Annotated in this window: 11 protein-coding genes and 1 riboswitch; of the genes, 3 read left to right on the top strand and 8 right to left on the bottom strand. The window is 61.8% G+C overall.

From position 1 onward, the window contains the following. Nucleotides 1-145: 145 nt before the first annotated feature. Nucleotides 146-1,639: an FAD-linked oxidase C-terminal domain-containing protein gene (locus tag AB8B02_RS30570; protein ID WP_120288542.1), complete on the bottom strand. Its 1,494-nt coding sequence runs from the start codon at nucleotides 1,637-1,639 to the stop codon at nucleotides 146-148. Nucleotides 1,640-1,842: 203 nt separating this feature from the next. Between AB8B02_RS30570 and cycA the strand changes: the two genes are divergently transcribed. Further along, nucleotides 1,843-2,238 carry a cytochrome c-550 CycA gene (gene cycA, locus AB8B02_RS30565; RefSeq protein ID WP_089261949.1) on the top strand — a complete coding sequence of 132 codons (396 nt, stop codon included), beginning with the start codon at nucleotides 1,843-1,845 and terminating at the stop codon, nucleotides 2,236-2,238. Between the two features lie 68 nt (nucleotides 2,239-2,306). On the opposite strand, the gene AB8B02_RS30560 is transcribed toward cycA, so the two are convergent. The 5 genes from AB8B02_RS30560 to AB8B02_RS30540 form a co-directional block, all read right to left on the bottom strand. Next, entirely contained in the window at nucleotides 2,307-2,981 is a 675-nt protein-coding gene (locus AB8B02_RS30560) for a TetR/AcrR family transcriptional regulator (protein ID WP_092139147.1), read from the bottom strand. 171 nt (nucleotides 2,982-3,152) lie between these two features. Then, nucleotides 3,153-3,470, bottom strand: a complete 318-nt coding sequence (locus AB8B02_RS30555) for an AzlD family protein (protein WP_089261953.1) — start codon at nucleotides 3,468-3,470, stop codon at nucleotides 3,153-3,155. Next, nucleotides 3,467-4,216, bottom strand: coding sequence for an AzlC family ABC transporter permease (locus AB8B02_RS30550; protein ID WP_439065887.1), 750 nt, complete (start codon nucleotides 4,214-4,216; stop codon nucleotides 3,467-3,469). The genes AB8B02_RS30555 and AB8B02_RS30550 overlap by 4 nt, the downstream gene beginning before the upstream one ends. A gap of 111 nt (nucleotides 4,217-4,327) precedes the next feature. Further along, the gene (locus AB8B02_RS30545; protein WP_120288541.1) at nucleotides 4,328-5,452 is read right to left on the bottom strand and encodes a ribonucleotide-diphosphate reductase subunit beta; all 1,125 of its coding nucleotides are present in this window, start codon (nucleotides 5,450-5,452) and stop codon (nucleotides 4,328-4,330) included. 139 nt (nucleotides 5,453-5,591) lie between these two features. Beyond that, entirely contained in the window at nucleotides 5,592-8,525 is a 2,934-nt protein-coding gene (locus tag AB8B02_RS30540; protein ID WP_120288540.1) for a ribonucleoside-diphosphate reductase subunit alpha, read from the bottom strand. 119 nt (nucleotides 8,526-8,644) lie between these two features. Further along, nucleotides 8,645-8,859, bottom strand: a riboswitch (cobalamin riboswitch). Nucleotides 8,860-9,048: 189 nt separating this feature from the next. Between AB8B02_RS30540 and AB8B02_RS30535 the strand changes: the two genes are divergently transcribed. Beyond that, a complete protein-coding gene (locus AB8B02_RS30535) occupies nucleotides 9,049-9,234 on the top strand; it encodes a hypothetical protein (RefSeq protein ID WP_147421604.1) in 186 nt (61 codons plus the stop codon). Nucleotides 9,235-9,240: 6 nt separating this feature from the next. Here AB8B02_RS30535 and AB8B02_RS30530 read toward each other — a convergent pair whose 3' ends face one another. Further along, nucleotides 9,241-10,020, bottom strand: a complete 780-nt coding sequence (locus AB8B02_RS30530) for a GlxA family transcriptional regulator (RefSeq protein WP_439065963.1) — start codon at nucleotides 10,018-10,020, stop codon at nucleotides 9,241-9,243. Nucleotides 10,021-10,371: 351 nt separating this feature from the next. On the opposite strand from AB8B02_RS30530, the gene AB8B02_RS30525 reads away from it, so the two are divergent. Next, complete coding sequence (locus AB8B02_RS30525; protein ID WP_120288537.1) at nucleotides 10,372-11,013, top strand: HD domain-containing protein; 642 nt, start codon at nucleotides 10,372-10,374, stop codon at nucleotides 11,011-11,013. Here the strand turns inward: AB8B02_RS30525 and AB8B02_RS30520 are convergent. Further along, nucleotides 10,985-12,181 (bottom strand): glycosyltransferase family 87 protein, encoded by a 1,197-nt coding sequence (locus AB8B02_RS30520; protein WP_199712024.1) that lies wholly within the window; start codon nucleotides 12,179-12,181, stop codon nucleotides 10,985-10,987. The genes AB8B02_RS30525 and AB8B02_RS30520 overlap by 29 nt on opposite strands. Nucleotides 12,182-12,214: the final 33 nt, after the last annotated feature.

Raw genomic sequence — 12,214 nt, 5'->3', positions numbered from 1 at the left:
CGCCACACGCTCCGGAGATTGGGGTTACCCCCCTCCCCGGCCCTCCCCCCTAGCGAAGCTTTGCTTCGCGCGGAGGGGGGAGGGAGCACTTTGTCCGCGCGTGCTGCAAAAGCAGATGGCACTACTAACTTCACAGTTCTCATCATTAAAACCGCGGCAGATCGGGAAACGCCAGCTTGCCGCCATGCACATGTACGCGGCCAAGTTCGGCGCAGCGGTGCAATGTCGGGAACACCTTGCCGGGATTGAGCAGCCCCTGTGCGTCGAAGGCACATTTGATGCGCTGTTGCTGATTGAGATCGACCTCGCTGAACATCTCCGGCATCAGGTCGCGTTTCTCGATGCCGACGCCGTGCTCGCCGGTCAGCACGCCGCCGACCTCGACGCACAGCCTCAGAATATCTGCGCCGAAGTCTTCCGCGAGCTGCAACTCGCCGGGCTTGTTCGCATCGTACAGGATCAACGGATGCAGATTGCCATCGCCGGCATGAAACACATTGGCGACGCCGAGGCCGTATTTGGCAGACATCTCCTTCATGCGACGCAGGACGAGTGGCAAGGCCGCACGCGGAATGGTGCCGTCCATGCAGAGATAATCCGGCGAGATGCGCCCAACGGCAGGGAATGCCGCCTTGCGGCCGGACCAGAACAGCAGGCGTTCCTGTTCGGAGGTCGAGATCTGGCAGGTGGTCGAGCCGCAGCCGAGCGCTATCTTCTCGACGCGCTTGATGAGTTCGTCGACCTCGACGCCGGGCCCATCGAGTTCGATGATCAGCAGTGCTTCGACATCGAGCGGATAGCCTGCATGCACAAATGCTTCCGCTGCGTGAATGGCAGGCTTGTCCATCATCTCCATGCCGCCGGGGATGATGCCGGCGCTGATGACATCGGCAACGCATTGGCCGGCCTGCTCGACCTCGGCAAAACCGATCATCAGCGCACGCGCCGTTTCCGGCTTCTGCAGGATGCGCACGGTGATTTCGGTGATGACACCCAGCAAACCTTCGGAGCCGGTGATAATCCCCATCAGGTCGTAGCCCGATGTCTCCGCGGTCTTGCCGCCAACGCGAATGACTTCGCCGGACATCAATACAATCTCGCAGCCGAGCAGATTATTGGTGGTCATGCCGTATTTGAGGCTGTGCACGCCGCCGGAATTCTCCGCGACATTGCCACCGATCGAACAGGCGATCTGGGACGACGGATCCGGCGCGTAGTAAAAGCCCGCATGCGCCACCGCCTGGCTGATGGCGAGATTGGTGACGCCGGGCTCGACGACGACGGCGCGGTTGTCGAAATCGATCTCGCGCACGCGCTTGAACTTGCCGAGACCAAGCAGCACCGCGTCGGCCAGCGGCAGCGCGCCACCGGATAATGACGTGCCCGAACCGCGCGGCACCACCTTGATGCCGTTCTCCTGACAATATTTCAGAACTTTTGAGACTTGCTCAGTCGTATCGGGCAACACGACGACCATCGGCGGCTGGCGATAGGCCATCAGCCCATCCGACTCATAGGGCAGCATTTCGGCCGCGCTGGAGATCACCCCCTCGCCCGGCACCAGCTTTCGCAATGCAGCGATAATGGCCTCGCGCCTTGCGAGGACAGCCTGATCCGCCGCCGGCATCATGATGGTCATTGAACGCGCACTCCCGAAGATCGCAGCGATCACTCGGCTGCTTTGCCATGAATCAACCACGTCCGTGTGGCTTTGGGTAGCTTACCAAAGCATGACGCGTCGCATGGTGCCGGAACGCGCGGCAGCCACCATCGCACTTGTGGACTACTCGGAGCGTGTGCAACAAACTAAGCTGGAAAGCCAACCAACAAAAAGAGCCATCCATGAAGTCTGTCACTTTCGGCGCCCTGATCGTTCTTGCCGCCTCGACCGCCTCCTCCTTCGCACTTGCACAGGACGTCGCCGCCGGGAAATCCTCCTTTAACAAGTGCCTCGCCTGCCACGCTGTCGGCGACAACGCCAAGAACAAGGTCGGTCCGGAACTCAACGGGTTGAACGGCCGCAAATCCGGAACCGCCGAGGGCTATTCCTATTCGGACGCCAACAAGAATTCCGGCATCACCTGGGATGAAGCGACATTCAAGGAATACATCAAGGACCCGAAGGCCAAGATCCCGGGCACCAAGATGGCCTTTGCCGGCATCAAGAAGGAATCCGAGGTCAACGACCTCTGGGCCTTCCTCGCGCAGTTCGACAAGGACGGCAAAATCAAGCCGTAAGCGCTGAAGCCTTTTGGTTTGGCGCGTTTTCTTGATGCGAACCGGTGCCCACTGCGCTTGAAAACGCGCTAGGCGCCGGCCGCCATCTTGGTCGGCAGCACGGCCTGCACCACAAGCCCGCGGGCGCGAGCATCCATCACGCCGACGGCGCGCAGCGCCAGCAGCGTGACGGTCTGCACCGCGTCGCGCAGCTTGGCCTGATCTTCGAGATTGTCAGGCGCCATCGGCCCGACCAGCGCTTCATGCAACGCGCCGAGCAGTGCGGCGGCTGCGAGCGCCGTGTCCTGCGCCGGCAAATGACCGGCGCGAATGGCTGCAGCGATGCGGGATTCGATCTCGCCGGCGATCTCGCGGCGGCTGGCCAGTCGCGACTCCGTCACATCGACTTCGACCGGTTCGGCCAGGATGCCCCACGACAATTTGCGGTGAGAGACGACATGCACGGCCACAGTGGTCACCGCAGCGGCGAGCGCCGATGACGGACCCGGCGCGGCATCCGCAGCCCGGCGAATCGCGGCGAGTTCGTCGCGCGAGACGTCAGCGATGAGTTCGGAAATCAGGTCGGCCTTGGACGGGAAATACCGATAAACCGTGCCCGCCGCGACATTGGCGCGAACCGCAACGGGTGCAATCTGAACCGCCGCCATGCCACCTTCGGCACAGGTTTCGCGGGCCGCCGCCAGAATGGCGCTGCGCCGCGCCGCAAGCCGCTTCACGACTTGATGGGTCCGTCGGTAAACCATGAGCGTCTCATCCCCGGCACCCCTTGGACAACCTGACGGCTGTCACAAATAAGGCGCGTAACTTCAAGGTTTTGAGCGAGCTTGAGGGTGCCCGCGATAAGAACTGAACACTAGTTCAGACTCGTTGACAAGGTGTTTTGCGCATAGCGGGATTCAACTTTTCGGGTAGACCTAGCCGCCAAAACCGAGCGCCCGGGCGGCCGCGGCCACCGCCATGCCAGTGATGACGGCAATGAAGTCGTTGCGGCGGATGATGGTCACTGCCATCGCAGCCAGAATGGCGAAAACCACCACCGGCCCGCCATTGACCGCCACGGGCAGCGCGGCGGCGACGATGATCGAGCCCGGCAATGCATCGAGCATCCGCCGCACCCGCGGCGTGACATTGACGTAGCCCATCAGCCAGTAGCCTCCGAGGCGCGAGGCCACTGTGACCGCCGTCATGACAGCAAAAGCGACCATCACATCGCTGCGCAAAAATTCCGTCATGCGGACACGCCCGCCGGATGTTGCGGTTCGGGTTCGTCCATGAGCCCGGCACTGATCGCTCCCGATAGCGCGCCGGCGATGATGAACCACCAGCCCGGCACCAACCAATGCACCGCGAGGGCAACGACGCCCGACACGACCCAAGGGATGGCACGGCGGGGGCCCTTCCATGCGGGCACCAGCATCGCGGCATAGAAGGCCGGCATCACCAGATCGACACCATACTTTCTCGGGTCAGTGAGTTGTTCGGCCAGCAGGAAGCCCGGGATGGCCGAGAACAGCCAGGTGAAATACAGCACGATGCCACCGCCGAGATAGAACGACGCATCGGCCCCGCCATGATCGCGATAGCGCATCGCGGCGAGCCAGCCGCCGTCGGTCACGAGCAGCATCGACGGATAGGCCTGCCATGCGGGCAACGTGCCGAACCACGGGCGCAGTGTCGCGCTCATCAGGAAGAAGCGGATGTTTACGGTGAGTGTGAGCAGCGCCAGCGTCGCGATCGCACCCGGCGTCAAAACATCCGGCCACGACTGCACCGCAACAAACTGTGACAAGCCGCCATAGACCGTCGCCATCATCACCTCGACTTCGGCAAGCGAGAGGTTCTTCTGCGCGCACAGCGCACCGAATGCCATGCCGAAGGCCAGCGTGCCGGGCAGCATCGGACCGATGGCAATGATGCCAGGCACGATGGCGGCCTTCGACCAATAGGCTGGTGCTTTCGGGATGTGGCTGGAATGCATCGACTGATCCGCGTGACGCCCGCAGGCCAATCATGCCTGCGGGCATCACGCGATCAGGTCAAGCGATGCGGATTCATATGCGCCATGCAGCGGCGGATATGAGACCAAAGACTACTCCCAGTTCAGCGCGCCACCATTCTGGTATTCGATCACCCGGGTCTCAAAGAAGTTCTTCTCCTTCTTCAGATCCATGGCTTCCGACATCCACGGGAACGGATTTTCCGTCTCAACGAACACCGGCGCCAGGCCTATCTGGGCGCAGCGACGGTTGGCGATGAAATGCATATAGGTTTCGCACAGCGCCGCATTCAGCCCGAGGAAACCGCGCGGCATGGTGTCCCGCCCATAGGCCGCCTCGAGCTCGGCCGCCGTGCGGATCATGTCGCGGATTTCCTCCTGGAACGCCTTGGTCCAGAGATGCGGATTTTCGATCTTGATCTGGTTGATGACGTCGATGCCGAAATTCAGGTGAATGGATTCATCGCGCAGGATGTATTGGTACTGTTCGGCGATGCCGACCATCTTGTTGCGGCGGCCGAGCGACAGGATCTGCGCGAACCCCGTGTAGAACCACATGCCTTCGAAGATCACATAGAACGCCACGAGGTCACGCATGAAGGCCTGATCGGTCTCCGGCGTGCCGGTCTTGAAGTCGGGATCGTCGAGATGCTGGGTGTGCTTGAGCGCCCAGGCGGCCTTCTCGGTGATCGACGGCACCTCGCGATACATGTTGAACAGCTCGCCCTCATCGAGACCAAGGCTTTCGACAATGTACTGGAATGTGTGCGTATGCACGGCTTCCTCGAACGACTGCCGCAACAGATACTGGCGGCATTCCGGATTGGTGAGATGGCGATAGATCGCCAGCACGATATTGTTGGCGACGAGGCTCTCTGAGGCCGCGAAGAAACCGAGATTGCGCTTGATGGCGCGGCGTTCGTCTTCGGTGAGGCCATCGCGCGACTTCCACAGCGCGATATCCGCCTGCATCGAGACTTCGGTCGGCATCCAGTGATTGTTGCAGCCCGCGAGATACTTCTCCCACGCCCACTTGTATTTCAGCGGCAACAGCTGATTGACGTCGGCGCGGCAGTTGATCATGCGCTTCTCGTCCACCGAGACGCGGCCGCCGGAGCGATCGATGGTGCCGAGGCCGGTGGCGTCGGTGGGAGATTGCGGGATCGGGATGAAGGCGGGGGTTTTGGGAGCGGATGAGGTATCGGACCAGTCGAGCATGGGTGTTCCTGGAGATAGCTGAGTTTGATCGGTCGTCATTGCGAGCGAAGCGAAGCAATCCAGAAGGCCGCGAGCGCGGAAAGAACTGGATTGCTTCGTCGCTGCGCTCCTCGCAATGACGGCGGAGAGAACGCTGCCTTTACTGACACGCCTCGCATTCGGGATTATCGATCGAGCAGGCCATCGCTGCAGACAGATCCGGTGCAGTGACGGCGGAGGATGCCACGAGGATCGGCGCGCCTGCCGTCTTAGCTGTCGCGACCGTCGCCGAGACTGCGTTGAGCTTGCCGTCGGTACCCTTCAGCGTCGATTTCTCCACATGCGTCGCGCTGCGCGAGCGCAGGTAGTAGGTCGTCTTCAATCCCAGCGTCCAGGCCAGGCGATAGAGCTGATCGAGCTTCTTGCCTGAGGGATTGGCAATGTAGAGATTGAGCGACTGCGCCTGATCGATCCATTTCTGCCGGCGCGAGGCCGCCTCGATCAGCCACGCGCTGTCGATTTCGAACGAGGTCGCATACAGCGCCTTGAGATCGTCGGGCACGCGATCGATCGATCCGACGCTGCCGTCGAAATATTTGAGGTCGGAGACCATCACCTCGTCCCACAACCCGCGCTTCTTCAGATCGCGCACGAGGAAAGCATTCACCACTGTGAAATCGCCTGACATGTTCGATTTGACATACAGGTTCTGATAGGCCGGCTCGATCGACTGCGCGACGCCGCAGATATTGGAGATCGTCGCTGTCGGCGCGATCGCCATCACGTTGGAATTACGCATACCGGTGGACTTCACACGGTCACGCAGGCCGTTCCAGTCGAGCGTGGTCGAGCGATCCATCTGCACGCCACCGCGGGCTTCCGCGAGTATCTCGATGGAGTCGATCGGCAGGATGCCGCGGCTCCACAGCGATCCATCGAAGGACGGATAACGGCCGCGCTCGGCGGCGAGATCTACCGATGCGGAGATCGAATGGAAGGCAATCGCTTCCATGCTGGTGTCGGCAAACGCCACGGCCGCATCCGACGCCATCGCGATACCCTGCACCTGCAGTGCATCCTGAAAGCCCATCAGACCGAGACCGACCGGGCGATGCTTGAGGTTGGAACGCCGCGCTTCCGGGATGGTATAGAAGTTGATGTCGATGACATTGTCGAGCATCCGCATCGCCGTGGTCACGGTGCGCTTCAGCTGCGCGTGATCGAGACCGTCCTTGCCGATATGATTGAGCAGGTTGACAGAGCCGAGATTGCAGACCGCGACCTCATCATCGGACGTATTCAGCGTGATCTCCGTGCAGAGATTCGATGAATGGATCACGCCAGCATGCTGCTGCGGCGAGCGCAGATTGCAGGGATCCTTGAAGGTGATCCAGGGATGGCCGGTCTCGAACACCATGGTCAGCATGCGGCGCCACAAGTCAGTTGCGCGCACCTTCTTGAACACGCGGATCTCGCCGCGCGCAGCTTTTTCCTCATAGGCTGCGTAGCGCTCGGCAAACGGCTTGCCATAGAGATCGTGCAGTTCCGGCGTCTCGTCCGGCGAGAACAGCGTCCATTCGCCATCAAGCTCGACGCGCTGCATGAAAAGATCCGGCACCCAGTTGGCGGTGTTCATATCGTGCGTGCGGCGGCGGTCGTCGCCGGTGTTCTTGCGGAGATCGAGGAATTCTTCGATGTCGATGTGCCAGGTCTCGAGATAGGCGCAGACCGCGCCCTTGCGCTTGCCGCCCTGGTTGACGGCGATGGCCGTATCGTTTGCGACCTTGAGGAATGGCACCACGCCCTGGCTCTCGCCATTGGTACCCTTGATATGCGCGCCGAGACCGCGCACGCGCGTCCAGTCATTGCCGAGACCGCCGGAATATTTCGCCAGCAGTGCGTTGTCCTTCACCGACTTAAAGATGCCGTCGAGATCGTCGGCCACCGTCGTGAGGAAGCAGGACGACAGCTGCGGCCGCTGCGTACCCGAATTGAACAGCGTCGGCGTCGAGGCCATGAAGTCGAACGACGACAGCAGATTGTAGAATTCGATGGCGCGGGCTTCGCGGTCGATCTCGCGCAGCGCGAGGCCCATGGCAACGCGCATGAAGAAGGCCTGGGGCAGTTCGATGCGATTGCCCTGCACATGCAGGAAGTAGCGATCATAGAGCGTCTGCAATCCCAGGAACTGGAACTGAAGGTCCCCTTCCGGCTTCAGCGCGGCAGCGATTCGCTTCAGGTCGAAGCGCGCGAGTTCGGGATCGAGCAGCTCGGCCGCAATGCCGGTCTTGATATAGGCGCCGAAATATTCGGCGTAGCGCGTGGTCATGTCGGCCTGCGACGCGTGGGTCGGCGTGCCCCCTACAATGGACAGGACTTCGGTGCGCAGCTTGTCGAGCAGCAGGCGGGCGCTGACAAAGGTGTAGTTCGGCTCCTGCTCCACCAGCGTACGCGCGGCCATGATGCCGGCCAGTGCCAGCTCATCCAGCGTAATGCCGTCATAGAGATTGCGGCGGGTTTCCTCGAGCACCGGGGCGGCATCGACTCCGTCAAGGCCGGCGCAGGCCTCGTTGACGATCAGCGCGAGACGCGCCGAATCGAGAGGCGCGCGCGTGCCGTTGGCGAGCGTGACATGCAGCACCGGTGCGGTGGAAACCGGCGCGGGCTTGGCTGCCAGTTCCTCGGCGCGGGTGCGAGCGCGCTCCTCGCGGTACAGGACATAAGCGCGGGCCACCTTGTGGTGCTCGCTGCGCATCAGCGCCAGTTCGACCTGATCCTGGACGTCCTCGATATGGAAGGTGCGGCCTTCGCCGACGCGGCGAGTCAGCGCCGCCACGACTTCGCCGGTCAGCTGTTCCACCGCCTCATGGACGCGGCGCGAGGCCGCTGCCGTGTGGCCCTCGACGGCCAGAAAGGCTTTGGTCATGGCCACGGAAATCTTGCTACCGTCGAAGGGAGATACAGTGCCGTTGCGCCGGATGATCTGCATCGAGGGTTCGCGCGCAGGCGCAGCAAGCGTTTCCGGGGACAGCTGAATCAGCGGAGCGTGAGCCGCATCGCGGCCGTTGGACAGAGCGGAAGAGGAAGTAGGCATCGGCAAGACCCCGTGTGATGCATCAAGCAATGGGGGCTGGGGCCGAAAGGACGCTGCAAAATACACGGCGGAGATCCGCCGGCATTGCCTGCAAGCGACCGCTGGGACACCCCGCCCATGGACGTTCTGGTGTCGCGGCAGGTCTCCTGGCTCGCAGGTCAATGTCTGTTTCAGCCTTCCCGATGCTTGCGCATCAGTGACTTCAATCGAAACAGACTCACTGCTTACAGTTGCGGGGGCAGCGCCGGAATATGACGCAAAACAGCGTCTTTACCGGCTTCCCTCTTAGCCACCAAGTCTTGCGACAGGGCGGACCGTGACATCTACATTTGGTGTGACCCGCGGTGAAGTGTCAAGCGGGCATTGCGATCCACGGCAACAAATCCCGTAGGGCTGTTGGTTCAGTGGACAACCGCTTGCGTGGCGGAAACCGCGGGATCGTTGGCGGTTTCTGAACGATGCGATTCGTTGCCGCCGAGCACCGCGAAGCGCAGAACATCGTGATCAACCGATGGAGGATGCGATGCGCGACCTGATGACGACCACTGAAAGGATCAACTTCAACGGTTTCGTAGAGCGAGCGGGTGCGGTCACGACGTTCGAGACGACGGATCAGATCGCCCGGCGCCGCCTCGACGAGATGCTGAACGAAGCGCTGAGGGACAGCTTTCCTGCGAGCGATCCGATTTCTTCGCTGCAACTCGCCTGAGCAGAATCAAACCGCTCGAAAGCTGGCCCGATACTGGCTGGGCGTCAGACCCAGCCGTCGCACGAAAACCTGACGCATATGTTCGGCGGTGGTGAAACCGGATTCATAAGCCACCACCTTGAGCGGCAGATCGCTGCCTTCGAGACGGTTACGCGCCGTGTCGATCCGGGCGCCTTCGACAAAATCCGCCGGCGTCATCTTTGTTTCCTGCTTGAATACCCGCGCAAAGGTGCGCGCACTCATGCCCGCAACCTCGGCCAGTTCATCCACGCTGTGCGCGTCACGCAGATGGGCCATCACATGCGCGTGGACCCGCGCGATCGGAGAATGCGGCTCGGCCGGCGGTACCAGATAGGGACTGAATTGCGACTGGCCACCCTGGCGCTGCGCCACCACAACCAGACGCTTGGCTACGGCCAGCGCGACATCCGCGCCATGATCTTCCTGGACCAGTGCGAGACCGAGATCGATCCCTGCGGTGACGCCGGCCGACGTCACCAGCGCGCCGTCGCGGCTATAGATGCGATCGAACTCCACATGCGCTTTGGGGAAACGCAGCGCCAATAGCGGCGCATTCTGCCAGTGCGTCGTCACCGTCTTGCCGTCGAGCAGGCCTGCATGGCCGAGCGCGAATGCCCCGGTGCACACCGAGCCGTAACGCCTCGCCTGGAGCGCCGCATTGGCCAGCCACTCTGTAAGCTGCGGATCCGCCTCTGCCGTCGGCAGCCCAGGCCCGCCGGCCACCAGAACCAGATCCCAGGGTTTGTTCGCATCACTGAACGCCAGATCGGCAGATATCCGCAGACCGTTCGATGCACGCAGGGCGCGCAGTCTGCAGCGACAAGTGTGATGTCGTAGCCGTCGCCCGGCGCGACGAAGCCATTGGCCTCCATGAACACATCAAGCGGACCGGCTACGTCCAGCGACTGGACGCCCGGAAAGATCGCAAGAGCAACGGTCTTCATGGTGATGCTTCATTCCGACGGCGAGGACAGGCCCAAGTCATTCTGAATAGATAGTGGTCTTGCGGCAGGAAATCACGGGCGAATGGCAGCTTTGCAGGGCGCGGCGCGATTGCGAGGACACAGCCCCCGGACGACAACGGATGCATCATAGCGACAGTGCAAGGAGCATCCCATGAGCAAGACCATCGCCGGCATCACAGTCCCCGACAGCGCCCTCGCCCGCCAGGTCGATCAGCTGGTGCGCGACACCGAAAGCGATCTTCTGTATCATCATTCCAATCGGGTTTTCCTGTTCGGCGCGCTCGCCGGACAGCGCAAGGGTCTCAAAGTCGATTCCGAGTTACTTTATGTCGGCGCGATGTTTCACGACATGGGCCTGCAGGCGCCCTATGCGAGCAAGGAGGAGCGCTTCGAAGTCGATGGCGCAAATGCTGCCGCAGACTTTCTGCGCAGCCACAGGATCGATGAGCGCGACATCGACGATGTCTGGGACGCCATCGCGCTTCACACGACACCGGGCATTCCCAAGCACAAGCGGCCCGTGGTTGCGCTTGTGACAGCGGGTGTCGAGATGGATGTATTGGGTCTGGAGTATGATGCCTTCACGGCACATCAGCGCCATGAAGTCTGCGCCTGCCATCCGCGTGGGCATGACTTCAAGAACGGGATCATCGATGCATTCGCTGCGGGAACGATCCACAAGCCGGACACGACCTTCGGCAACGTCAAGGCTGACGTGCTCGACCTCCGCGACCCCACCTACAAGCGCGGGAATTTCTGCAGCATCATCCTGAACTCGGCGTGGAGCGAATAGCCTCGCGCACGCGCATGGCGATCAACGCTGCCACCAGCAGCGTTGCGCCAAAGCCTGTGGGAGCGCCGAGGAACGGATAGGCGATCAGCAGCGCAGCAGCGAGACCGAGCACCGGCAGTTCGTGACGGCGAAAGCCTTCCGCGAGACCTATACGGGCGATGAAGCCGATGGCAATCGCAAGCACCATCACGTCGTACAGGAAAAGGTAGGGCGTCGTGAGCAAGGCGCCGACTGCCAGCGCAGCGGCTTTCAGTTCATAGCGCACGCTGCTGCGCCACAACGGCACCAGCACCGCTACGACGGCACCAATCATGATCCACTGGAACATCCAGGCCAGCGGCTCGCTGCCGTCGAAATAGCGCACCAGTGCAAAGATGCTCTGCATCTTGCCCCATGGCGCTCGGCCTTCGGTGAGGAAGGCCTGCGAGAACATCGGCATCCAGTGAATAAATGCCTGCCAGCTCTCGGTGCCGAAAGCGAGCCACGACACCGCGGCCAGCAGCACGGTGGTGATGCCTGCGCTGACAAACGCCTTCCATTGTGCCGCCGCGATCAGCATCAGCGGAAACAGGAAACCATATTGCGGCTTGTAGCTGAGCAGACCCAGACAGATTCCCGACAGGATCGGCCGCATCGGCAGCAGCACCAGCATGCCGCCGATCAGCGCCGCGGTCAGAAATCCATTCTGCCCGACAAGGCCGTTGGTCATCACCACCGGAAAAGCCGCAGCCAGTAAAAGGCCGAAGGGACGACCGACGACCGCACGCATCGCCGCCAGATACGGCACGAAGCTGACCGCAGCCCAGCCGGCAAAGGCCACGGCATAAGGCAGCTTCGCGAGCAGTGCCGCGATGAACAGGAACGGCGGCGGATAGTGCCAGGCGAAATTGCCGGGATAGCTCTGACCGAGAACAGCGATCTGGACCTTTTTCTGGATGTCCCAGTCATAGGCCCAGGCCGGATGACCATCGAGCACCAATCGCCCGGCAGACCACACATTGACGAAATCGGTGGGCGAGCCGAGGCCGTCTTCATAGATCCAGCCGCGACCGTAGAAGGTCGGGAAGAAGGCGAGATGCAACATCGCCAGGATGATGCAGACAATCAGCAGCGCCGGCGGAATTGGGCCACGCTCGGGTGTCGAAGTCATCGTGAGCGGCGCTGGCATAGGGTCCCCAATGCGCATCAAGGGCGCCGGGCG

This window comes from Tardiphaga sp. 862_B3_N4_1 (assembly GCF_051811085.1).
GTDB lineage: Bacteria > Pseudomonadota > Alphaproteobacteria > Rhizobiales > Xanthobacteraceae > Tardiphaga > Tardiphaga robiniae.
The sequence above is the reverse complement of the archived record's forward strand: the minus strand, read 5'-3'. Positions and strand labels throughout refer to the sequence as shown.